Origin of the sequence: Vibrio methylphosphonaticus (genome assembly GCF_023634655.1) — a bacterium.
GTDB lineage: Bacteria > Pseudomonadota > Gammaproteobacteria > Enterobacterales > Vibrionaceae > Vibrio > Vibrio methylphosphonaticus.
Genome location: NZ_JAMKMS010000002.1, coordinates 77,307 through 101,159 on the forward strand (window position 1 = coordinate 77,307; position 23,853 = coordinate 101,159).

Genomic DNA, 23,853 nt, shown 5'->3' on the forward strand with positions numbered 1-23,853 from the left:
ACCATGTACAGTTGTGCTTGCGTTTCACAAGGAGCGACACCAGCTTTCATCTCGCTCCTAAGTAATCGGTGTTCTATTTGTTTTTGTTATCAACCAAGACAGCCAGCAGAATAACCACCGCTTTTGCAATCATTTGGTAATAAGACGATACATCAAGCAAGTTCAGTGCATTGTTCAGGAAGCCGATAATTAACGCACCAATTAATGTGCCCATAATTCGACCGCGCCCGCCCATTAAACTGGTTCCGCCTAATACTACCGCGGCAATAGCATCAAGTTCATAGCCCATTCCGGCTGTAGGTTGCGCTGAAGAAAGACGAGAGGTGACAATAATGCCCGCCAACGCCGCCAACAAACCACAAATCGCATACACGCCAATTTTGACTTTATCGACATCAATACCTGATAGGCGTGTCGCCGATTCATTACCACCTAATGCGTAAACATAACGGCCAAAACGTGTGTGATTTAATAAATACCAAACCGAAGCGAACACCAACACCATTAGCCACACCGGTACTGGAATGCCCAAAGCATAACCGGTACCGAACCAAGCAAAGGCATCCGCTGTTTCTGTAAACCCTGTAGAAATTGGGCGTCCGTCGGTATAAACCATGGTGACACCACGTAACAAAGTCATTGTGACCAAGGTAGCGATAAAGGCTTGCACTTTACCTTTGGCGATAATGATGCCACTGATTGCCCCTAATGCTGCACCGGCAACAAGTGCGGTTGGCACGGCGATCATGACTGGCACTTCCAAGCCAACTAAGCTAGCAGCAAACGCGCCACACAATGCCAAGACAGACCCAACACTCAAGTCGATGCCCGCCGTCAAAATGACCAGTGTCATACCCACTGCAATAATGGCGTTGACCGATGTTTGACGAAGAATATTAAGGATGTTGTCGACAGTAAAAAAGTTTGGGTTTAAAAAAGACACCACGACAATAAGAAAAACCAATGCTATCAGTGATTTTTGCTCGATTAGCCATTCCTTATTGAACAACGTCGTTTTCTTTTCTGTTGCTACACTCATTGATTTGTTGCTCATGCTGCTTCCTCGTTTACCTTTTTACCCACTGCGCACGCCAATAGTTTTTCTTGGTCGGCTTCGTTTGCCATAAATTCGCCACTTACGCGGCCTTCATGCATGACCATAATTCGGTCGCTCATCCCAAGCACTTCTGGCATTTCCGATGACACTAAAATGATGCTCATGCCATCTGCCTTAAACTTATTGATCAGCTGATAAATTTCTTTTTTAGCACCAACATCCACACCGCGTGTTGGCTCATCAAGAATAAGCACTTTAGGCTTAGTCATTAGCCCTTTAGCAATCGCCACTTTTTGTTGATTACCTCCAGATAAGTTACCAATGATCTGATTTCTAGAAGGCGTTTTGATATTGAATAACTTAATAAAATCTTCCACAGCGATGACTTCATCACCATGTTGAAGCTGCAATCCTTTTGATAAAGCCTCTAATGCGCACAGCGACATATTCTCCTTAACCGACAAACCTAATACTAAGCCGTCGCCTTTACGATCTTCAGAAATATAGGCGATACCATTGGCTAATCCTTCCTGAGGACTGTCTGGGTTGATCGTTTTGCCATAAAGCGTCACATCACCGGACTCTCTTTTTTGAGCGCCATAGACAATCTTCATTAACTCTGTGCGACCAGCACCCATCAACCCTGATACGCCAAGGATTTCACCCTGATCCACATGAAAGCTCACTTCACTAACACCAAGACCAGAAACACCCGTTACTTCTAAACTACGTTTGCCGTGTACCGCATGAATACGCGGATATTGTTCATCCAGCTTTCGACCTACCATCATTTCAATTAACGCGTCTTCGTTTGTGTCTGCGACCACCGTTTGACCAATGAACTTGCCATCTCTTAAGACGGTAATATCATCACAAATTTCAAAGATTTCTTTCAAACGATGGGAAATGTAAACAATGCCACAGCCTTGTTGGCGAAGCTCATTGATCACTTTAAACAAAGAAGCCGTTTCGGTGTCCGTTAATGCATCCGTCGGCTCATCCATGATGATAACCTTCGATTCAAATGACAGTGCTTTCGCAATCTCTACCATCTGTTGCTCACCGAGACTGAGCGCACCAAGCAAGGTTTTAGAGCTGTGTTTTACGTTTAAACGAGATAACAATGCATCAGCATCTGAATACATTTCGTTCCACATAATGCGACCAAACGCGTTGGTTTTTTCGCGTCCAAGGTAAATATTCTCGGCAATCGTCAGCTCTGGAATTAAATTGAGCTCTTGGTGAATAATACTTATACCGGCTTGCTGCGAATCTCTTGGTCCTGCAAATGATACGTCGTTGTCTTGATAGCGTAATTCACCCGCATCTTTAGAATAAATGCCCGTCAACACTTTCATCAGCGTTGATTTACCTGCGCCATTTTCACCAAGTAGCGCCATAACCTTGCCTGGATACACGTTTAGACTCGCCTTATCTAAGGCTTTGACACCCGGAAAGGCTTTTTCTATCTCACTAAGTTGTAGTATGGGTTGCAACATAGGGCTGTCCTGCTCGTACATAATTTTGTGGCCTAAAATACGACACCAGATTGAAAGATTACGTTCGCGTACGGTGTGCATTCACCGGTACGCACGACTGCTTTGGAGTCTTGCGTTCTAACTTTGAATTCTTCATGAGAAATGTACGATACTGAAATGTCCTTACCCGTTACTCTTGCTTCGTTATCGATCAACGCCATCAAAGCGTCGTGAGCTTGTGGGGAAACGCGTTTAAACTCTTCAGCTAAAAGTACACCTTCGATTTGCACTTCAGATAAATAAACTTTGACCGTTTGCAAAAATGATGGCACGCCTAATGTGAGTGCAAGGTCAATTCGTAGTGTTTCTTCAGGGATAGGTAAACCCGCGTCGCAGATAGTGACTTCATCAGTATGTCCAAGAGTGGAAACTAAATATGAAAGCTCTGAGTTAATTAGTGCACTTTTTTTCATTTTTGTACCTGCTCGGTTCTTGAGATCATCGATGAGCGTCCAAAATATACAATCACCATCGATACGTTTCGATGGCGATAATCCTAACGCCAATATTGAAAAATTCGAGTGAGAACTGAAGTAAACGTGATCATTATCACCACATCGAAACGTATCGATGCGTTAAACGTGAATAGTTTCAAATTGTGAATATCAGGTTTGGGGCAGGATAATTAGAGAAGAATGACGCTGCTAAGCGCCATATTGCATAAGGGTAGAAATGTATTCTCCAGAGGCAAAGTGACAACCTATCGCTTTCAATGACAAGAGTTGCTCCTCAGATTCCACTCCCTCTGCAATAGTGTCTATATCCAGTAAGTTTGCTAGCCCAACAATGGCTTTAGCCACTTGTTTAACGGAGTCATCCTCGGCGATTTCTGTTGTTAATAGTGCACTGATTTTTATCTTCTGAATCGGTAAATCACGAAGATCTGAAATTGAGATATGACCCATACCAAAATCCGCGACGGTGATTTGGCAACCATGCTCAACAAGCTGATACAGTTCATCCACACTGCGCTTTTTAGATAAGGATTCTTCAAACACTTCTAAAATTAAGCAATCCGCTGATAGGCTATAGTGTTGAAGTATTTGAGCAACTTCGTCCACAAATGAACCGTGCCCAAAGTTTTTCGAAGAAACTTTAACGGCGACTTTTCGTAGCGCACCGACAGAGGCATATTTACAGGCTTGTTCGATAGTAAATAGGTTCAACTTCCGGATGAGTTGGCTTTCTTCTGCAATGGGAATAAATTCAAAGCGATTTACTTCACCAAACACTTGATCGTGCCACGAAAGACGGCTTTTAAAGCTGACCACTTCGTGATTAGAAAGGTCAACAACGGGCATAAAGCCCACCTCTAAACGATGTTGCTCTATCGCTTCAGAAAGTCTTTGAGCCAGGGCCTTCTTCCTACCCCACTGCTCACCCATCTCTTCTGTATAACACACCCAATTCGCCTGACATTGTTTTGCACGGTACATCGCGAGATCAGCTTGTTTTAACAACAAGCTTGATTCTATATTTTTTGATGACTTCGTGGTTATGCCAATCGCGGCAGAACCGCGCTCATACTTATTACCAATTTCTATATAGGCAATAGAGTCAATAAGTCGCTGTGCATAGTTGGCGGCACCCTCACAATTACACGAAGGAAGCAGGACTACAAATTCATCCCCACCGAGCCTAGCCACCATACCGTGCTCACTTACTACGGATTTAAAGCGTCTCGCCACCGCCTGCAAGAATAGATCACCGTAATCATGACCTTTACTGTCATTGATTGACTTAAATTCATTGAGATCGATAAGTAATAGCGAGTACGCTTCTAATGCGTGAGGGTTCGTACTGAGAAAACGCTGTAATTGTTCAAAGAATGATGTGCGGTTGGGCAAGCGAGTCAGCGTGTCGAAATAGGCTAAATCACTCAGTTTATCTGTCGTATCTTTTTCTAATGTAATATCACGTTTAACAGCAATATAGTACGTTTCACCTTGATGAGTAAAAGGGCTAATTTGCGCCTTCTCTATAAATAAATCGCCATTTTTTTTGCGATTAATGAGTTCACCGTACCACGAATTTCCACTGCAAAGCGCAGACCACATTTCACGATAAGTATCGGGGCTGGTTTTTCCCGACTTTAAAATGTTAGGGTTTCGGTTGGCCACGTCTTCTGCGGAATAGCCAGTGAGCTGATAAAACTGGTCATTTGCATACTTAATGCTCGCCTTAGCATCGGTTATCAAAATTGCCGCGGCGCAACTTTGCAGCGCGTTTGCTATCAAGCCGAACGACAATTCTAGAGTTGAATTTGGCGATATATGATCCACTAATGATAAACCCAATGATACTAAGCGCTACATCATAAATATTTATGGAATTAACATCAAATAAAACGTCAAGTTTTCGTTGGTAAGATAACAGTTTTTTGACGCTTTTTTTTATAGTAATCAAATTGCCAGTAACAACATATCGTAATTATAACAACCTGTACTTACCATCAATAATCACATGTGGTCACTAACACTTTCATTATTTGTTATTAATCTCTTTGATCACTTTGCATGGATTGCCTACCGCTAGCCTATCACTTGGAATATCTTTTGTTACGACACTCCCCGCACCAATAACTGCGTTATCGCCAATACTCACTCCCGGACAAATTATCGCCCCGCCACCAATCCATACATTATTGCCAATTTTGATTGGCAAGCCGAATTCAACACCATCATCTACGCGTGCTTTGGCCTCCAATGGGTGACCCGCAGTGTAGATTTGAACGTTTGGAGCAAAAAGCACGTTATCACCTATTTCGACGCGATTTACATCTAGAATCACACAATTAAAATTTGCGTAGAAGTTTTTGCCGACTTGAATGTTACTGCCATAATCACACCTAAATGGAGGCTCGAGATATAACCCTCCGCCATTGTTCTCGATAAGTGCTTCTTTGGCGTCATTCCATTGTGGGGAGTCAGGAATACTATCATTCAGTTGTTTCAGAACTTCTCTGCACTTTATCCTTGCTTGATACAACTCCGTGTCCCAAGCAAGATAGGGTTCTCCCGCAAGCATTTTTTGCTTTTCTGTTTTCATTACTTTCCAACTCAAAAAATATCGTTTACTTCCAACAATCTATCAATCGTATAATAGACGAATTAAATGTCCATCTAAATACCGTAACCCCTCGCTATTGGGAATAGCATTGATCGTAACGAATGGTTTTGTGGAAATATGCAATAAATAGATATTGGTGAGCACATTTTGAGCAAGCTGTGATAACGTCAAGAAAGGGCCGCTGCAGAACGGACTTAGATAACCGTAGTCCTATTCTAGGTTAGCTTTCGTTAAGTGCGGCTAACAATGTATCAACCGCTAAAGCAACACTAGCAGGGTTTTGTCCTGTGATTAGCTTACCATCAATTTCGACATGCACTTGGGACGCCTCTTCTGCGGTATATATCGCACCACACCGTACTAATTCTTCTTCTACAAAAAACGGAATCATCGCCGCCCTGTTGCCCATCAACTCTTCCGCATTGCTATAACCGGTCACTCTTTTTCCCTCCAAAACAGAAGAATCATCTTCTCGGGTAACATGAATTAGAGCGCCTGATGCATGACTCAAAGCGCAAATATATTTATCTGAACTATGAAAGCTATCGAGTAAAGAAACCGCGTCAGGGTCACAGGTCAAATCCCAAAGCACCCCATAACCACCGCATATAATGATGGCATCATACTTTGTAGCATCAACATGAGTAATGGTCTTGGACGACGCTAAGACCTCCATTAATGAGTCACGGCTAGCCTGTTGTTGATTATCGCGTAAATCAATATCATAAGCGGGATCAATCGGCAGAGCTCCCCCTTTGACCGAGCACAAGGTTATCTTAATGTCCTTAGACACGAGAGCTCGATAACATGTTTCAAATTGACTTAAGTCAACGCCAGTTATTTGATTGGTATAACCTAATCGGCTATGGGATGTGAGCATTAAGAGTACTTGGTATGATGACATGTTGCCCTCCCAGACACGCATTACTTAATCCTAGTTAACTCGCTCCATTTATCAAAAAAAAATGAGAAGCCTGGTGGCTTCTCATTACATCTCGTTACTCCTTCAATAGCTAAGCAAGCAAACCCATAAAGTAAGGGATGATCAACGCGTTAGCTAAATCGATGAAGAATGCGCACACCAACGGCACAACAATAAAGGCCTGATGGGAGTTGCCATATTTTTGTGCAACCGCAGACATGTTGGCCATTGCTGTCGGTGTCGAACCAAGAGAAATACCGCCGAACCCTGAACAAATGACGGCGGCGTCGTAGTTCTTGCCCATCGCTGGGAAAATGATGAACAAGTTAACAAGAATGGCCACAATAAACTGAGCCCCTAAGATTGCGAAAATTGGCCCAGCTAAATCAACCAACGTCCAGAGTTGCATACTCATTAACGACATGGCTAAAAACGCGCCCAATGAAATATCCGCTATCAGCGCTACCGCGGGCTTATTCGCAGGCCATCTAGTGCCTGTAATTCTCGGGTAATTATGTGGCACTAAGTTCGACAGGATAATACCGGCAAACAAGCAGGTAACAAACAACGGCAGTTGCAACCCTAAATATTCAACACCTTCATTTAAAAACACACCAACAATGATACAGGTATGAATCGCCAACATGGCATCAAGAAAGTCATAAGAAGTGATTTTTGTATCAGACGCGGAGTCTGAAATACCCACATCCATCGCTTCTTCTTCATTTGGTTTTAGATCATAGCGCTTGATAAGAAACTTAGCGATCGGACCGCCCATGATACTGGCGAGAATCAGTCCGAACGTTGCGCTCGCGATCCCTAATTCCATCGCGGTCTCAAGACCAAATTGCTCTTGTATCTTTGGTGCCCAAGCAATCGCAGTACCATGCCCACCAATAAGAGAGACCGTACCACTTAGAAGTCCTGCAACAGGCTCTAGTCCGAAGAGAGTCGCAACGGTGATGCCCGTAATATTTTGAATCAACATATAACCAATTGTGATGACCAATAAAATGATCAGAGGTTTCCCCCCTTTCATTAAGTCACCCAAGCTGGCATTAATACCAATCGTGGTAAAAAAGTAAACTAATAAGACATCACGAGCCATCAGGTCGAAACTCACTTCGATTGAGGTCACAACATGAAGTAACGCAAATAGTACAGAAAAAACAATGCCACCCGAAACAGGTTCAGGGATACTAAATTCTTTTAAAAAACCTACGACTTGGTTAAGTCGCCTGCCGACAAAAAGGACAATAATCCCCATCGTTACTGCCATAAACGAATCAATATGAACAGCGCCGTCCTCAAAAATCATTATTCTTACTCCGTGTTAGAATCTTGTTACCGAATAGCATGCCTGTATTTTTGTCTCTATCCAACTAGTTTTACTAGATTTTTTCAGCATATCTCAAGCATTATCCAAAAGTTGCGGCCAGCACTTAAGTTAAAGAGGCGCACGACACTGTATAATAAAAGCGGCTTTTCAATGGCTATGATTCGAAACCACTAAGTTCATAGCTAATTACCTAGAGCTTATCTATTATATGTTTGATACCGTTCCAGTAATAAGGAAAAATCATGTCCATCACTCACCAACTGGAGCTTTTTATTGATGTTGTTCAGCAGGGGTCATTTGCTAAAGCGGCCGCGTTGCACGATATGGATAATTCCGCACTATCAAAGCAGATCAAAAAATTGGAACTCGTGCTTGGCGTACAACTCCTTAACCGCTCGACTCGCTCATTCTCATTAACAGCAGCAGGAGAGGAGATCCTCTCACAGGCACACATTCTCAGAGGAACCCTACAAAACGTTCAAGCAATAGCAGATTCTTACCAATCAACACCGAAAGGACTGATTCGCATTACTTCGGCTATATTCTTTGGCCAACAATATTTGCAGCCTGTCATATCAAAATTCATGAAACTGTATCCTGAAGTCAAAGTCACCTTGATTCTTGATGATAAGCGTTCGGATATTATTGCCGACCATTTTGATGTGGCATTCAGAATTGGAAAACTGACAACCTCTAACTTAATTGCTAAAAAAATCGCCAATACTAATTTCGCGTTAGTTGCTTCACACCAATTTATTGAACAGTACGGTCTCCCTTCCTCACCTGAAGGTTTATTATCATTGCCCGCGGTTATATACAGTAACGGGGATGTCAGTCTCGATAGCTTCGACATGAGTGAAAGCCCGAATAGCAATGTAATGAAAAGCTATAAGATGCAAGGTAACTATAAAGTAAGTGATGTAAGAACCATGCTTGACGCCGTCCGTGATGGCCTTGGGTATGCTCTGATCGATCTTTTTAATTTGGAAGCCCCAATCGAATCAATGGGGTTAACACCTATGTTGACCAACTACTTACTATCAACCAAAGAAACCGGTATTTACGCCATCTATCCTCATCGAAAACATACATTGCTGGTTAAAGAATTTATTAAAGCTGTCCAAGAACATATTGGTGAGCCCGCGTTTTGGGAGCAGCATATCTCCGACTATCATTTAATGTATCGTTAAGAATGCAGTTTTAGAAACCAATATGGCTTTGTAATTACAACGAAGGATTAGCCGCCATATCAGTGAAATATCACCTCATGGCGGCTTTATCTTAACTAATACTAAGCCGTGTCTTAGCTAATAGTCAGCCGTATCTTAACTATTACTTAGCCGTATCTAAACCATTACTCAGCCGTATCTTAACTAGCAGTCAACCGTCACCATGACCAAGCGATGAGAAGACAAATCAAGCGACCGAATAGACGCTCACTTAGCCTTTCAAACCACATAACGCGAGTAAAATGCCTTCTAAATCCGCCCATGGAAGTAATTGACTATCGATCACTTCAATTCTAGATTCATACCCTTGCAATGACACCTCATTGACAGAGACCACTTGATTCGAGACATTAAAAGCAAAACAACCTTTGTTGGTGTTCACCACCGCTTTTACACGCTCAGCGGTCAAATCACTTAACATAGAAAACAACTGATCAAAATCGAATAAGTACTCAGCCCCGACTATCCAGCCGCAGCTAAAGTAACCTTGACCTTTATTTTCTCGACGAATATACGATTTTTCGGGAGGCAACTCGAACACTGGATCCATATCACTGTGGTCATGCAATTCATGCTCTAAGTGTCCATTCTTACTCGATGTTGTATTTTCTCTGCGTTCAATGTCAAGCAACTCAATGGGAAGGTTACCCTGCTTAACCAATTGGTGATAAATCACCGCTGGCTCTTGCTCACTCACCCAATCATTAAATGCATCAACATCTTCTGAAGTACATTGATCGACCTTATTGCCAATCACAACATCAGCGGCAGCCAGCTGGTCATTGAAGTTGTTATTTGACAGATATTTACTGTCAGATAGATTCCTTGGGTCAACCAATGCAATGGTGGCTCTCAAGTCAACATAGTTTTGATATTGCTCGGAGGTCAGCGTCTTAATCACTTGCTTGGGGTGCCCTAAGCCAGTGGGTTCAATGATTAGGCGATCAGGTTTTTGACGCAGCAGTGCATTAATACCCACCGACATGGGAACACCCGCTGTACAGCACATACAGCCGCCTGGCACTTCTTTGATCATCGCCCCACCATCAGCCAACATTGCCCCATCAATACCCACTTCACCGAACTCGTTTACGAGCACAGCCCAATGCTCATTAGCAGGCTTATTTTTAAGCAGATTAAGGATGGTTGTGGTTTTTCCAACACCAAGAAAACCGGTGATGATAGTAGTAGGAACTTGAATTGACATATTGAATCCAGTGAAACGAAATGATGTCACCAGTATAAACGTATTTATTCTCGATCAAAGGGTGCTCTATGCAGAAATCACTCTACCGATACAAAAATTAGCTAAGCTATCACCTGTACACCGTTTGCATAAGTAATGATAGAAAAACAAAAGTAACAAACGACAAAAGGCGCACTTTGCGTGCGCCTCGACCCTCGTTACTCAATCGTGAGTTTGCGAATCTCTAAGCCATACGAGATGCTGAGATTATTTACGAGGAAGTAGTATGTGTATATTTTCACATCCAAATTGTATGTAGGGGCTTCAAATCCTCCGTGCTTGTCGAATACATACCCTACACTCTAACTATGGACCATAATCCGTTAATTACAAGTTTATCACTCAATAATTTATGTCAGATTTATCGCATTTCTCAGTTCACTAATATTGCAATACTACTTTTATTGCAATGCTACTTTGCAAACTTGTTACTGTTTGTCTAATTTAGAACCCGTATAATTTACCTTACAACCCTTAATCTAGAAAGGCTCATTCTTTATGACCAAAAGAGAGAAGTTTAAACAGTCTCTGCTCGTTCGTGTACCTCGAGAAACCTTCAACCAGTTTCTTTCTAGAGATAAAACGCCAGTTTCTGTTCTTTTTCTTTCTTGCGTTGTGGGTATTTTAGCTGGATTTATAGGTACTTTGTTCGAACTTGGCGTTCATTTTGTTACGGATACTCGAACAGAGTGGCTTAAAGATGAAATCGGGTCTGTCCTCCCTCTTTGGGCGTCTGCGTTTATAATCAGTGCCGTCCTAGCTTTCATCGGTTATTTTCTTGTCCATAAATTCGCTCCTGAAGCCGCGGGATCTGGTATCCCCGAAATAGAAGGGGCAATGGATAACATGAGGCCAGTACGTTGGTGGCGAGTACTGCCCGTTAAATTCTTTGGAGGATTAGGTGCGCTTGGTTCAGGTATGGTTCTTGGACGAGAAGGGCCTACGGTACAAATGGGCGGTAACCTCGGTCGAATGGTCACGGACATATTTCGTGTGAAAGACGATGATAGCCGCCATACACTACTAGCCTCAGGTGCAGCAGGCGGTTTAGCCGCTGCATTTAATGCTCCGCTTGCAGGAATTATGTTTGTCGTCGAAGAAATGCGCCCACACTTTCGTTATTCATTAATCTCTATTAAAGCGGTGCTGATTTCTGCTGTTTCTGCCACGATTGTCTTTCGCTCAATCAATGGACAAGGGGCGGTGATCACCATGCCACAGTATGACTCGCCGAATATGCAAGTATTGTGGCTATTCTTGGTACTCGGCGCTTTGTTTGGCATTTTTGGTGTGGTTTTCAATCGGCTGGTGACGCTATTTCAAGATTTGTTTGTAAAAATCCATAAAAATGATCTAAAACGATTCCTATTAACCGGCTCTGTCATTGGTGGTATTTTTGGGCTTCTATTGCTTTATGTACCTGAGTTAACAGGTGGTGGTATTGGCTTAATACCTGAAATCACTAATGGGGACTTCGGCGCTGGTTTTCTATTCATCCTCTTTATTGGCCGTGTACTGACAACACTTGTCTGTTTTGGATCTGGGGCGCCCGGAGGCATATTTGCTCCAATGCTTGCCTTAGGTACCTCTTTTGGTTACGCATTCGGCTTGATGGCACAACTGCTATTTCCTGAACTCCCCATTGAGCCCGGCGTTTTCGCTATCGCTGGGATGGGAGCTTTGTTCTCCGCGACCGTGCGTGCTCCGATCACCGGTATTTTATTGGTGATTGAAATGACAAATAACTATCATCTCATTCTTCCTTTGATTATTACTGCGTTAGGCGCAACTATCGTTGCACAAATGCTTGGTGGCCAACCAATATATAGCCAACTCCTTCATCGAACGTTAAAGAACACGAAGTTGAAGCAAGAGGATCTGCCCGCTCGCGAAAACTAGAGCGCAATTTATCAGAAATTACGATACAATCAGACGGCTAGACTTCTAGTGCTCATTGCTCAGCACTGGTCGTTTTTACTATATGATCATAACGAATTGATTAGGTAACAATGAATAGAGCCGCTATAAAACGACTGACTCAGTTTCACAATGTACCAACATCACAAGCCTCATTAGCGCTTGGCGTTGTAGGACTAGGCCATGCATGGGCATTGTACTTACCTGATTTAGGCACGCAGATACAGCCTGTTTTGGCCAGCATTGGGGCTCTATTACTGCTCCCCGTTTTATTAAAATATCTATTAAATAAACATATCTTTTCAGCCGATATAAAACACTCTATTACCGGTAGCTTAATGGCACCGATGAGTATGGCTTTACTTATTCTTTGTGACTACTTGGCCGCAGTTTTACCACTTATTGCCTATCCACTTTGGTTTGCTGCATTAACGCTACATTTGTCACTCGCGGTGTTATTTTTCTTCTACCAATTACGTAACTTTAAAATTGCGAATATTGTGCCAAGTTGGTTTTTATACCCTGTAGGTTTAATTAGTAGCTCTCTGGCAGGCACTCAATTTGGACACACCGTCTACTCTGAAACTATCGCGAGCTTCTGTATTGGAATGTACTTTTTTATGCTGCCATTGGTTTTGTATCGGTTAGTGTTCGAAGGTATGTTGAAGAAACGAGCAAGACCCACTATTGCAATTATGGCGGCCCCTATCAACCTCACATTAGCCGCCTATCTGGTGAACTTTAATGAACCCGATCCGATACTCACAGGTGCTCTTGCTGGCATTGCTATCACGATGACTCTGATGATTTATTTGTGTTATTTTCGGCTCCTTAAACTCAAGTTTCAACCTTCTATCGCTGCCATCACCTTCCCTTCTGTGATCAGCTCAATTGCCATGCACAGACTGACCGCTTTTTTCGAAGTAGAGTATCCTCATTGGCACTGGCTTCATAAGTTTGGGTTTCTTGAGCTCACTATCGCGACGTTTGCCGTCATCTGGGTAAGCGTCGGATTTATTATCATGTACTGGCCTGAACTGAAATACTCTACAAAAAAGTAATAATTTTCATCCAAAAGCCGAAATGAAAAAGAGGTCTTTGCTTTGTGCAGACCTCCAATAGGTATACGTAAAATCAATATATTAATATAAGTTATAGTTCATTCTGCAACCATAACCAAGGAATGAGTTTTTGGGTAGTGACAGTCATTCTATTATCGGCAATAAATAAGGGCATCGGCCGACATATAATTTCAATTACTCAGAGAATACTGTTATGCATTTAACTCAGATTAAAAAGGCTCTCCCTGATTTTATTACCCAAAAACATGATTTTTTCATTGAAGATCGTATTCATTCTAATGCCGATAGAAAGCCGATTATCTGTGGAATGCAGCCAAAGCGCGGTGATGTCGTCATGCAGACCAACGATTACCTGAGTCTCAATAGCAATGAAAGCATTAAAAATGCCCACATTCGAGCTATTCAAGAAAATGATGAAAGTCTATTAATGTCCGGTGTATTCCTATTAGGCAACGAAAAAAAACCGGCTTTTGAAACCAAACTCGCACAACTCACAGGGTTTGAAAGTTGCGTAGTATCCCAGTCGGGGTGGACCGCAAATGTCAATTTACTACAAGCTATTTGTAATAAGGACACCAATGTTTACATTGACTTTTTTGCCCATGCATCGCTATGGGAAGGGGCAAGAATTGCTGGGGCGAAAGTTTACCCATTTATGCATAACAATACCCGCCATTTAGCAAGACAGATAAAACGAAACGGGCCTGGTATTATATTAGTTGATTCCATTTACAGTACGATCGGGACGATTGCGCCTCTCGTAGACTTGGTCTCACTTTCTTATGAACACGAATGTGCGTTGGTGGTTGATGAGTCGCACTCCCTGGGAACACATGGTCCAAAAGGCGCAGGACTTGTTGCAGAACTTGGCCTGACTGCGCATGTTGACTTTATAACCGCCAGTTTAGCAAAGACATTTTCTTACCGCGCTGGAGCAATACTTACCAACAAAAAAACAGCATACTGTATTCCTATGGTCGCGTATCCGGCGATTTTTAGTTCCGCTATGCTTCCCTATGAAATGAAACGTTTAGAAGCAACACTTGATGTCATCATCAAAGCGGACGAGCGCCGTGCAACGTTGCAAAGTAGTGCCGAATACTTAAATCGCGCACTACGAAAAATTGGTTTCGATATTCGTAGTGAATCTCAAATATTTGGGCTTGATACAGGCGATGCACAAAATACACTTAAAATTCGTAATTTCTTTGAGAGCAATGGCGTTTTCGGTTCGATATTCTGCCCACCAGCCACTCCTAATGGTAAGCACATATTAAGATTTTCGATCAACGCAGAGCACACTAGAGATGAGTTAGAGCGTGTCATCAACGTATGCAAGCAAGCTTGGGATAACCCCGAGCTAAGTTTTGACTAATGGTGAATACACAACATTAGTAGCACGTAGAAACCAAGTTCGGGAAAGGTTTCTTACCGAGCATGGATTTGAAAAGTGACATTAATTACTGCTTCGTTATCACACTAATTGCTGCTTCGTTATTATGAAGTGGTTCCTCGTATAACTATCTAAACGCACAGCTCCATGAGGCAACATGACGCATGGTGCTGTGCGTGTATAAGTAATACGTTGAAGCATAGAATATGGATTTAGCATTAAACCCAAGACGCAACCTTATCGATTAACTCATCTTTCGGCGTAGGCTTAACAATATAGTCGTTCATGCCAAACTCATTAATTTTGAGAATGGTTTCTTCACTTTTATCTCCGGTATACCCCAAAATTGGAATAGACGCATACTCTTCGTTAGACTGTCTAATCATCCGGGTCGTCGTCAAGCCATCGAGTACTGGCATCTCAATATCCATCAGTATTAAGTCTACCGTTTCCTGCTTTAACTTATCTAAAGCAACTTGCCCATTCTCAGCCTGTAACACGTGGAGCCCTTGCTTCTCCAACATAATCGATGTGATAGAACGAAGGGAATGGTTATCATCAACGATCATGACCGTTCTTTGAGTCGAGATTTCATTGTACGACGACACATTTTCAATTTGTTTGAGCTGATCAAACATCAAATAGTCAAGCGAGTCAGCAGTCTTTTCAAAAAATTGCTGCCACTCGAATAACTCTATAGCAACATAACGCTGAAAATATAAATTACGCGTGTCTGTCGGATCATGTAAGAATGCGATCCTTGCTTCAGTAAAGGTCAACTTCCCTTCCAAACGTGACATAAATGCCCACCCTTGACGGTCAAGACGACCGTCAATCACAATGAGATTGTATTCAAATTGATGTTCTTCGTACTCTGAGGCTTCTTCCATCGAGGCTGTTTTAAGTGTTAGTTCAGTTTGAGTACTCACTTCACTTAGTTTTTGCTGGATCAACGACTGTTCTTGCCCAATGTATAGGAGAGATTTCGATTTCATTAACTCGCGCTTAATATGAGTAATTTTGGTAGAGGTATAATAAGGAAACTGCAATTCGAACTCTGTCCACTTTCCCTGTATAGAGCTACATTTGATTTTGCCACCAAATGATGTCATTACCTTTTTACAAAATGATAGACCCAACCCAAACGTGCCGTTTGTTCCTGTTGTATAGAAGTCTTCAAAAATATTTTTAATTAATTCAGGTTCAATGCCTTGCCCAGTGTCTTTGAACAATAAGCTAAACCCATCACTGGTTTTCTTAGAGCGTATTGAAATAGTAAACTTTTCTTTACCTCGGTGACGGAACGCATTCTTTAGCAGGTTGTATACCACGTATTTCAACAGCGTATCGCTACCTAAATACTCAAAATCTTCATCGAGCTCTAATTGAACGGCTCGACGCTCGGACTCATTTTTATATGCGTAGCTTGTCACAGCATTTTCTAGTACCGCCTTAGCACGGTGCTTACAAAATGTTGAGGTAGATACCCTATTTTTGTCTATTGACGTTAACAGCAGATCGATAGTTTCATTTCCAGCCCAAATCACCTTCATTGAATCATCAATAATGTCATTCATGGTTTGGATTTCTTGCGCGTTTAGGTGATAGGAGTGTCGATAAGATGAGTTGCTATTAGGCACAATAGAGCGCATCACTTCAAACGACGATAAAAGCGCGCTCAAGGGGTTTCTCATTTCATGGGCGATACCAGCACCAAACGATTTAGCAATAGATACTTTCGCCTCATGTTCGGTTTGATTTCGAAAGTAAAATAGATTTCCGAAGACATAGGTAAAACCGAATACAGGGATAAAACTGGCTTTATGGGCAAACTCAATGGCTCCATTTGAGGCAATATACGCCGCCCCAGTGGCAAGCAACAGCGATATCACGACTTGCATGAACATCACACGTGTATCGTGAACCAAAAGAATATGAATGAATATTGATGACATAAAGGACAGTACCCACACATCTGACCAATTATTCATTAACATCATATAAAAAAAGAAAAAAGGTAAACAAAGTCCAATCGCAAAAAGATAGTAATGAGGAAGGTAGGCCTTGAAGTATCTTGGAAGCGAATGACGAAAAGCCAGCAGCAACGCCGACGCACTGCAAAAAAGTCTTAACCATACGTTTTCGTATGGCTGAGGAAATAGAAACTCCCATACCCAATAATACAGCGGATAGCCCAACCCACCCATTATCACTACTAGAAATAGGTTTGGTTCTGCATAATTATAGATTTTTTGAAGTCTACTCATCCAACTCGTCCAAGAGACTGGCATTAGCGTAACAGGCGAGATTCACGACTCAAACCCATTGCTTAGAGAAATATGCCAACACTGTCTTATAATTTTCTTCGATTTTCAATAGTATGGCTGAAAACGGATAGTAAATACAACAACGCCTTCATATCTAGAAGGCGTTGTTGTGAAAATAGTCATAGGCTAGTGAATAAACTTCACATTATCGCAGGCCATGCAGAAATTCATGGCGGGTCGCGGGGATAGATTTGAATATTCCCCCTAATGCTGTGGTGGTTGTCTCACTCGTCGCATCCATCACGCCTCGAGACTTAACACAGTAATGCACCGCATCAATCGTCACCGCAACATCATCGGTTTCAAGTAAGGTTTGCAACGCGACTAGGATTTGTTGCGTCATTCGTTCCTGTACTTGAGGTCGTTGAGCAAAGAATCTTACAATACGGTTAATTTTAGACAGCCCGATGATTTTACCGCGTGGAATATAAGCCACTGCTGCTTTACCATCTATGGTTACTAGATGATGCTCACATGTACTCGTGACTGTAATATCTTTTACGCGCACCATTTCACTGACATTCATTTTATTTTCAATGACCGTGATCTTAGGAAAACGCTCGTAGTCTAATCCTGAAAAGATCTCATCTACATACATTTTTGCGATACGTTGCGGCGTTTCCATTAAGCTATCATCAGCTAAATCGAGTTGCAGTAACGTAAGAATTTCCCGCATATGATGTTCAATGCGTTCTTTTTTTTCTTCTCGACTGACGGTGTTTGGCAACATTGGTGTCTCTAAACCGCGCTTCGAGAGAGCTTCCTTGACCAATTGTGCTGATTCGCTTAACTCTGACATTTGCATACCTCTTACTAGTCCCGCAAGGGACGACAGGATACTCGGAATCCATTTGAATTACACCCCCATTTTATCGTTAGTTTTGTCGTACCGCCCTTCTTTACTTAGGGGCTACAAGCTAAAAATATGGTAAAGTTAGTCTGATATTAGCAATGAATTAGGAATACATATTTTATGGGTTGCTGCGACGCTCCGGGCTTAATGCCAATAGAAGAAGCATTATCAAAAATGCTCACACCAATCAAACCAGTTACAGACATCATTGAACGCTCGCTTCCTGAGGCATTAGGGTTTGTCCTTGCTGAAGACCTACGCTCCCCAATGAATGTACCTCCTTTTGACAACTCTGCTATGGACGGATACGCCGTTCGTATTGCCGATTTAGAGCAAAGTACTACATTGCCACTTGCCGGTAAGTCTTTTGCAGGTCAACCCTTTGAAGGCGACTGGCCAGAACAAACCTGTATTCGAATTATGACTGGGGCAAAAATCCCTTCCGGTTGCGATGCCGTGATCATGCAAGAAAATACGCAGGTCGATGGTAATACCATTACTTTCACGCAAGACAATATCAAACACAATATGAATATCCGCCCAACTGGCGATGACATACAGCAAGGTAACGTTGTACTGGCGAAAGGCGCTCGCCTGACAGCTCGTGATATTCCGATGATCGCAACACTGGGCTTTAGCCACATCAAAGTTTTTAGAAAACCCAAAGTGGCATTTTTCTCAACGGGTGATGAACTCAGACCATTAGGCAGCACATTGCAAGATGGTCAGATATACGATAGTAATCGCTACGGTATCAAACCTCTCATCGATAACTTTGGCTGTGAAGCCATTGACCTTGGTATTATCCCAGATTGCCAAGAGACGCTACGCAACACCTTTATTCGCGCCCAACAAGAGGCGGACGTTGTTATTACCTCAGGTGGTGTTAGTGTTGGTGAAGCGGATTACACCAAAGACATTCTAGAAGAGTTAGGTCAAATTGGCTTTTGGAAACTTGCGATCAAACCAGGTAAACCCTTTGCTTTTGGCGAGCTTGACCATGCTTGGTTCTGTGGACTCCCTGGCAATCCTGTTTCTGCTGTCTTAACCATGTATGTCTTAGTTCAGCCCCTTATTGCAAAACTGGCTGGACACACACAATGGAAGGCACCCGAGTCGATCCCTGCAATCACTAAAACCGCATTTAAAAAGGGACCCGGTCGAACTGACTACCAACGGGGCATTTACTCCATTGTAGATGGCAAGTTTGAAGTAGAATCAACAGGCAACCAAAGCTCCGGCGCGTTCCGTTCAATGAGCTTGGCAAACTGTTTTGTGGTTCTTGAGCAAGACCGCGGAAATGTATCTGTTGGAGAGACAGTGCAAATCCAACTTCTCAATCCAACACTATACTAGGTGGGCGTTGTGGATATTCTCTCCGATAAGGAAATGCTTCGCTACAACCGTCAAATCATATTGAAGAATTTTGACTTCGAAGGACAAGAGACGCTTAAACAATCATCAATCTTGATGATTGGCGCGGGCGGGTTAGGCTGCGCTGCCAGCCAATACTTAGTTGCGGCCGGGGTGGGTCAACTCACTATCGTCGATGACGATCACGTAGAGCTTTCTAACTTGCAGCGCCAAATACTCCACACTGATGGTGATATTGGCACAGCGAAGGTCGAGTCAGCGAAGGCATCCCTACAAGCGCTAAACCCCAACTCAAAAATTGTTGCTATTCAAGAACGTTTAGATGACTCAGTGCTATCTGAATTAATACAGCAGCACTCGCTTGTCCTGGATGCCACTGATAACGTCGATACACGTAATCAACTCAACCGACTTTGCTTTACGAACAAAACGCCCCTCGTTTGTGGTGCCGCTATTCGAATGGAAGGGCAAATATCAGTATTTACCTATGATGACGAGAAGCTTCCCTGTTATCAGTGTTTAAGCGCACTGTTTGGAGAGACATCTCTAACGTGCGTAGAAGCGGGTGTGATGTCACCCGTTGTCGGCATTATTGGAGCGATGCAAGCCCTAGAAGCCATTAAAGTTATTACTAATTATGGTCAAGTCAAAAAAGGCAAACTATTGTTGTTTGATGCCTTGACCTTAACTTGGCGAGAGTTGGGCTTACCTAAATCACCAACCTGCCCAACTTGCGGCTAGCGCGTTAAACGCTTTAAATTCTTCGGTTTAGTAAGCCAGCACCTGTAGTGCTAAACCGAATTTAATGCTTAAGGAGTGCACTTTGAAATCTTTAAAAGCCGCTATTATCCTTCTAAGCGCAGGTCTAGGCCTGTTAGTCGCTCTCCTTTGGTTTCCTTTAACGCTCTCAGTCGCCACAATACAAGGCCAAGTACTCAGTCAAACACTGACACAGTCTTTAGATGGCAACCGTCATTATTTAACCGTTGAACTACCCGATAAATCGACGGTAAGAGTCACCACTGATTCTGCACGTCGCTGCCAAATCGGCACACTTGCCACCCTGGATCAGTTACAAAGTCCACTTTCTTCGACAAGCACCTATCAGTTGGTTTCTTGTCAGCAGCAATAAAAGGATAAATGCTATGACATTACCACTCGTCACACCCAAATGGTTATATGAAAAGCTGGGTGTAGATGACTCGCTTGTCATTCTAGATGCGAGTATTGAGTTTCAAATTCCAATGGAGCCGACAAAGGATACCGATGGAGTAATTCCGCAATCTCAACGCTTCGACTATGACAACGTCTTTTGTGATTCCAACAACCCCCTACCACATATGATGCCATCAGAATCGGTATTTAATCAACGAGCCTCACTACTTGGTATCACCCCAACATCTACCGTTGTAGTGTATGACAATTCTGGTACATTCGCCTCCCCCCGCGCGTGGTGGATGCTAAAAGCCCTAGGGTTAGAACATGTCTATGTATTATCAGGTGGACTGCCTGCATGGAAAGCGCATCAGTACCCCGTTGACACAGCATTTGTTGCTCCACGACCAACTACACTTGAACAGCCCGTTGATCCCAGACATTTTCTCAATTCAGAACAAGTCTTAACGATCGCCAGTCAACAATCTCGAACCATAGTAGATGCTCGCTCGCTCGCAAGGTTTAACGGTGAAGTAAAAGAGCCTCGCGAAGGCGTACGCAGTGGACACATCCCCTCCTCTGTTTGTCTGCCATTTTTAGAGCTCATGCGTAATGGCACATTAAAGCCTGTGAATGAACTTCAAACTTTATTCTCATCTATTAATGAAGATAAAAACACACCATTAGTGTTTAGCTGCGGCTCTGGTGTTACCGCTTGTATTTTGGCGCTTGCTGCCTCGATGTGCGGGTATCAAAACTTGGCGGTTTATGACGGTTCTTGGACTGAGTGGGGACAGAGACACGACTTATCAATCGAATGCTAATCTATCTAGATTAACTCTTATAAATTAAGCGTGAATCTGGTAAAAATCCTTGGCTGCGATAACGCAGCCAAGGACTTATCTATTCGAGTGTTTATAAATCACTATTTTATCGTATACTAACTGCATGATAACATTTTGTTATGGGTTAACTTGTGGTAAACGCTACTTGGCTACATACTTTTAGAACGCTTGTCGAAGTCGGTCACTTTACGCAAACGGCAGAAAAATTATTCATGACTCAACCCGGAGTCAGCCAGCACATTCAAAAATTAGAACGCGATTTGGGATCTGAGCTTCTTCGTCGTGAAGGAAAAACATTCGAACTGACTGAGCAGGGACACATCGTATATCAATATGCGGTAAACCTTGCCAAGCATGAACAAGTGTTAAAAGAACAACTCAGTTTCGATGACCCACATCAAGGTGCTTTTCATATTGCGGCGCCTGGTGCCATCGCCACCGCCATCTACCCGGAGCTTCTATCACTGCAAACCAAGCACAAAGGGCTATCAACGCATCTAGAAGCCGGTCCCAACCGGAAAATCATTCAAGATGTCTTATCTGGGAACGTTGATATAGGCATTGTTACTTACATACCTAACCAGTCGGAGCTCGCCTGTGAATCGATTGGGCGCTTGGAAATTAGCCTTGTAATGCCAAAAAATCATGTCCCAAGCACTAGTATTTTAAGTGATATTGAGTCCTTAGGCGTCGTCGCCCATCCAGATGCACAACACTATTTTGAACAGTTTTTTGAACATAGCGGTGATAGTGCACTGCAAGACTTGGACTGGTCAAAGCTAACCAAAGTGACGTATATCAACCAATTGAGCCAAATTCTTCAACCGGTTTCTATGGGGATTGGTTTAACCGTTTTACCTAAAGTTGCTATCAACCACTCGGCCTATCAACATCAAGTAAGCGTCACTCCAACGCCTAATGTTATCAGCGAACCTTTATATCTCATCAAAAAGAAACGAAGAGAACTACCTGCCCGTTATCAAGCTTTGCTAAGCATACTCAAAGACCGAGACTTTTCTTAATCCGTTTACCAATACTCATCGTGTTTGAGGATGTTGGCTACCTTCCATGTTTCTCATCTGCTCATCGAGGTTTAACACTGTTAATGCATTACTCACACTTGTTGCTATAACGTCTATGACGCCCGTTCTGAGTGCTCCTAACAAAGCGAGTGGTTTACTGTTCTCTGCTGCAATCGCAATGACTTCCGCTATTGGGCGGAACTCTTCCAACGCCAAACCAATCACACGATCACTCATTACTGTATTTGCTGTTTTACCGTGAACATCGAAAAAGTCATAACCGGCAAAGTCGCCGACGACCCCTTGTAATAAACGAGATTGAACGACCTCACCTGCCGTAAACCAACCTAAGTCGACCATATAGCTGTTTTCACTCATATCACCGATACCGACTAAAGCAACATCGGCTTTTCGAGCGAGATCGAGTGTCTGCTTAACCGTACTGTTTTCCATGAATGCGGTTTTTTGCGCTTTATTCTCTGCATAAGCAGGCGCGTACAAGGTTTCAGAAGATCCACCGTACTTTTTGGCTAGCTGCCTGCATATATGGTCGGCATTAAACATACCACCTCTTGGGTGAATACCGCCGATACCACATACAAATTTGCAGTCACGTGGTGTAATTACGCCAGTGTAGTGAGCAACAGACGATACGTTGCGCCCTTGTCCTACTGTCACCACCATGCCGTTTTTTAGGGTGCTGGTTAAATAGCTAGACACCAAACCAGCAACCTGTAATCGCTGCTTCTCTTCATTCGGTTGGTCTAGTGCCACAAGAGCACGCTTTACACCAAATCGTTCGATCAAACGTTGCTCGATCTTCGCACTAAAGACGGGGTGGTATTTCACAGTGATCTCCACGATGCCCTCATCCCGTGCTTGCTTGAGCATTCGACCAACCTTTGCACGGGAGATAGAGTACTTTTTAGATATCTCTTCTTGCGTGGCACCATCTTGATAATAAGCAACCGCTACTTCAGTGAGGAGATCAGTGTTTTCTTCGGAAACATCTTGGATATTCTTACTCATATACCACCCAACCAATATTTAACAATTATTTTACCTGCCTGGAGCGCAAATGTTCGTTGCCTAAGCAAGTGATACACAAGTTTACACCTTGAGCATATGTCACAGCAAGATACATTTGATCGCCATGATAACCATCGTTTTGTTATTGATTAATTCGCCTCACTTTGCTCATTAAACGATTGCTTGCATACCTCATGATTACTAGAGCGAAATATATTTGACTGAAGTCACCATACAGGACTATTTACCGTTGACTTTGATGCTAGATCGGATAAATATGGCTACATCATTTACTCATCGAGCGATCAAATGTTCTGTGCAAATGTTCGTTCGAAGAAAAATTTAAATTAATGTAAGTTTGGCTCACTGGTACAACCACTGAGAACTTCATTAGTTAGCTTGCAAATGCCCACACCTCTCCCATTAATGAGGTGTTATGCGATACATAGGATGATC

At 42.8% G+C, this 23,853-nt stretch carries 20 protein-coding genes; 9 read left to right on the forward strand and 11 right to left on the reverse strand.

All coding sequences use genetic code 11. The features are described 5' to 3' along the window. Positions 1-73: 73 nt before the first annotated feature. The 7 genes from rbsC to gltS all read right to left on the reverse strand — a co-directional run bounded on the left by rbsC (position 74) and on the right by gltS (position 7,904). Positions 74-1,054 (reverse strand): ribose ABC transporter permease, encoded by a 981-nt coding sequence (rbsC, locus tag M9196_RS02700; protein ID WP_250615991.1) that lies wholly within the window; start codon positions 1,052-1,054, stop codon positions 74-76. Continuing rightward, positions 1,051-2,556, reverse strand: coding sequence for a ribose ABC transporter ATP-binding protein RbsA (gene rbsA / locus M9196_RS02705; RefSeq protein WP_250615992.1), 1,506 nt, complete (start codon positions 2,554-2,556; stop codon positions 1,051-1,053). The genes rbsC and rbsA overlap by 4 nt, the downstream gene beginning before the upstream one ends. Before the next feature lie 32 nt (positions 2,557-2,588). After that, complete coding sequence (rbsD, locus tag M9196_RS02710) at positions 2,589-3,008, reverse strand: D-ribose pyranase (RefSeq protein ID WP_250615993.1); 420 nt, start codon at positions 3,006-3,008, stop codon at positions 2,589-2,591. 231 nt (positions 3,009-3,239) lie between these two features. Continuing rightward, positions 3,240-4,877 (reverse strand): sensor domain-containing protein, encoded by a 1,638-nt coding sequence (locus M9196_RS02715; RefSeq protein WP_250615994.1) that lies wholly within the window; start codon positions 4,875-4,877, stop codon positions 3,240-3,242. Between the two features lie 202 nt (positions 4,878-5,079). Continuing rightward, positions 5,080-5,643, reverse strand: a complete 564-nt coding sequence (locus tag M9196_RS02720; protein ID WP_250615995.1) for a sugar O-acetyltransferase — start codon at positions 5,641-5,643, stop codon at positions 5,080-5,082. Positions 5,644-5,884: 241 nt separating this feature from the next. After that, a complete protein-coding gene (locus tag M9196_RS02725) occupies positions 5,885-6,568 on the reverse strand; it encodes a type 1 glutamine amidotransferase domain-containing protein (RefSeq protein WP_250615996.1) in 684 nt (227 codons plus the stop codon). Between the two features lie 109 nt (positions 6,569-6,677). Next, positions 6,678-7,904 (reverse strand): sodium/glutamate symporter, encoded by a 1,227-nt coding sequence (gltS, locus tag M9196_RS02730; RefSeq protein WP_250615997.1) that lies wholly within the window; start codon positions 7,902-7,904, stop codon positions 6,678-6,680. Between the two features lie 263 nt (positions 7,905-8,167). On the opposite strand from gltS, the gene M9196_RS02735 reads away from it, so the two are divergent. Continuing rightward, positions 8,168-9,115, forward strand: coding sequence for a LysR family transcriptional regulator (locus M9196_RS02735; protein WP_250615998.1), 948 nt, complete (start codon positions 8,168-8,170; stop codon positions 9,113-9,115). A 250-nt stretch (positions 9,116-9,365) separates the two neighbouring features. On the opposite strand, the gene M9196_RS02740 is transcribed toward M9196_RS02735, so the two are convergent. Next, the gene (locus M9196_RS02740; protein ID WP_250615999.1) at positions 9,366-10,361 is read right to left on the reverse strand and encodes a CobW family GTP-binding protein; all 996 of its coding nucleotides are present in this window, start codon (positions 10,359-10,361) and stop codon (positions 9,366-9,368) included. Between the two features lie 537 nt (positions 10,362-10,898). On the opposite strand from M9196_RS02740, the gene clcA reads away from it, so the two are divergent. The 3 genes from clcA (at position 10,899) to cqsA (ending at position 14,774) form a co-directional block, all read left to right on the forward strand. Next, complete coding sequence (gene clcA / locus M9196_RS02745) at positions 10,899-12,299, forward strand: H(+)/Cl(-) exchange transporter ClcA (RefSeq protein WP_250616000.1); 1,401 nt, start codon at positions 10,899-10,901, stop codon at positions 12,297-12,299. A gap of 110 nt (positions 12,300-12,409) precedes the next feature. Then, a complete protein-coding gene (locus tag M9196_RS02750) occupies positions 12,410-13,378 on the forward strand; it encodes a TDT family transporter (protein WP_250616001.1) in 969 nt (322 codons plus the stop codon). Between the two features lie 214 nt (positions 13,379-13,592). Continuing rightward, a complete protein-coding gene (gene cqsA / locus M9196_RS02755; protein WP_250616002.1) occupies positions 13,593-14,774 on the forward strand; it encodes an alpha-hydroxyketone-type quorum-sensing autoinducer synthase in 1,182 nt (393 codons plus the stop codon). A gap of 236 nt (positions 14,775-15,010) precedes the next feature. Here the strand turns inward: cqsA and M9196_RS02760 are convergent, their stop codons facing one another. Continuing rightward, on the reverse strand, positions 15,011-16,783 hold the full coding sequence (locus tag M9196_RS02760) for a hybrid sensor histidine kinase/response regulator (protein ID WP_319946318.1): 1,773 nt from the start codon (positions 16,781-16,783) through the stop codon (positions 15,011-15,013). A 481-nt stretch (positions 16,784-17,264) separates the two neighbouring features. Then, entirely contained in the window at positions 17,265-17,918 is a 654-nt protein-coding gene (folE, locus tag M9196_RS02765) for a GTP cyclohydrolase I FolE (protein ID WP_250616004.1), read from the reverse strand. Positions 17,919-18,092: 174 nt separating this feature from the next. Here folE and moeA point away from each other — a divergent pair, with 174 nt between their 5' ends. The 5 genes from moeA (at position 18,093) to M9196_RS02790 (ending at position 22,368) form a co-directional block, all read left to right on the forward strand. Next, the gene (gene moeA / locus M9196_RS02770) at positions 18,093-19,328 is read left to right on the forward strand and encodes a molybdopterin molybdotransferase MoeA (protein WP_250616005.1); all 1,236 of its coding nucleotides are present in this window, start codon (positions 18,093-18,095) and stop codon (positions 19,326-19,328) included. Between the two features lie 9 nt (positions 19,329-19,337). Beyond that, positions 19,338-20,087 (forward strand): molybdopterin-synthase adenylyltransferase MoeB, encoded by a 750-nt coding sequence (moeB, locus tag M9196_RS02775; RefSeq protein ID WP_250616006.1) that lies wholly within the window; start codon positions 19,338-19,340, stop codon positions 20,085-20,087. An 82-nt stretch (positions 20,088-20,169) separates the two neighbouring features. Next, complete coding sequence (locus tag M9196_RS02780) at positions 20,170-20,478, forward strand: hypothetical protein (RefSeq protein WP_250616007.1); 309 nt, start codon at positions 20,170-20,172, stop codon at positions 20,476-20,478. Positions 20,479-20,491: 13 nt separating this feature from the next. Further along, complete coding sequence (locus M9196_RS02785) at positions 20,492-21,325, forward strand: sulfurtransferase (RefSeq protein ID WP_250616008.1); 834 nt, start codon at positions 20,492-20,494, stop codon at positions 21,323-21,325. 152 nt (positions 21,326-21,477) lie between these two features. After that, positions 21,478-22,368 (forward strand): LysR family transcriptional regulator, encoded by an 891-nt coding sequence (locus M9196_RS02790; RefSeq protein WP_250616009.1) that lies wholly within the window; start codon positions 21,478-21,480, stop codon positions 22,366-22,368. Positions 22,369-22,383: 15 nt separating this feature from the next. Here M9196_RS02790 and M9196_RS02795 read toward each other — a convergent pair whose 3' ends face one another. Next, positions 22,384-23,397, reverse strand: a complete 1,014-nt coding sequence (locus M9196_RS02795; RefSeq protein ID WP_250616010.1) for a sugar-binding transcriptional regulator — start codon at positions 23,395-23,397, stop codon at positions 22,384-22,386. Between the last annotated feature and the right edge of the window lie 456 nt (positions 23,398-23,853).

Bases quoted from the DNA above. Each gene is read 5' to 3' on its own strand.
- rbsC (WP_250615991.1), bottom strand. From the start codon at position 1,054: ATGAGCAACAAATCAATGAGTGTAGCAACAGAAAAGAAAACGACGTTG.
- rbsA (WP_250615992.1), bottom strand. From the start codon at position 2,556: ATGTTGCAACCCATACTACAACTTAGTGAGATAGAAAAAGCCTTTCCG.
- rbsD (WP_250615993.1), bottom strand. From the start codon at position 3,008: ATGAAAAAAAGTGCACTAATTAACTCAGAGCTTTCATATTTAGTTTCC.
- M9196_RS02720 (WP_250615995.1), bottom strand. From the start codon at position 5,643: ATGAAAACAGAAAAGCAAAAAATGCTTGCGGGAGAACCCTATCTTGCT.
- M9196_RS02725 (WP_250615996.1), bottom strand. From the start codon at position 6,568: ATGTCATCATACCAAGTACTCTTAATGCTCACATCCCATAGCCGATTA.
- gltS (WP_250615997.1), bottom strand. From the start codon at position 7,904: ATGATTTTTGAGGACGGCGCTGTTCATATTGATTCGTTTATGGCAGTA.
- M9196_RS02735 (WP_250615998.1), top strand. From the start codon at position 8,168: ATGTCCATCACTCACCAACTGGAGCTTTTTATTGATGTTGTTCAGCAG.
- M9196_RS02740 (WP_250615999.1), bottom strand. From the start codon at position 10,361: ATGTCAATTCAAGTTCCTACTACTATCATCACCGGTTTTCTTGGTGTT.
- clcA (WP_250616000.1), top strand. From the start codon at position 10,899: ATGACCAAAAGAGAGAAGTTTAAACAGTCTCTGCTCGTTCGTGTACCT.
- M9196_RS02750 (WP_250616001.1), top strand. From the start codon at position 12,410: ATGAATAGAGCCGCTATAAAACGACTGACTCAGTTTCACAATGTACCA.
- cqsA (WP_250616002.1), top strand. From the start codon at position 13,593: ATGCATTTAACTCAGATTAAAAAGGCTCTCCCTGATTTTATTACCCAA.
- M9196_RS02760 (WP_319946318.1), bottom strand. From the start codon at position 16,783: ATGAATAATTGGTCAGATGTGTGGGTACTGTCCTTTATGTCATCAATA.
- folE (WP_250616004.1), bottom strand. From the start codon at position 17,918: ATGTCAGAGTTAAGCGAATCAGCACAATTGGTCAAGGAAGCTCTCTCG.
- moeA (WP_250616005.1), top strand. From the start codon at position 18,093: ATGGGTTGCTGCGACGCTCCGGGCTTAATGCCAATAGAAGAAGCATTA.
- M9196_RS02785 (WP_250616008.1), top strand. From the start codon at position 20,492: ATGACATTACCACTCGTCACACCCAAATGGTTATATGAAAAGCTGGGT.
- M9196_RS02795 (WP_250616010.1), bottom strand. From the start codon at position 23,397: ATGAGTAAGAATATCCAAGATGTTTCCGAAGAAAACACTGATCTCCTC.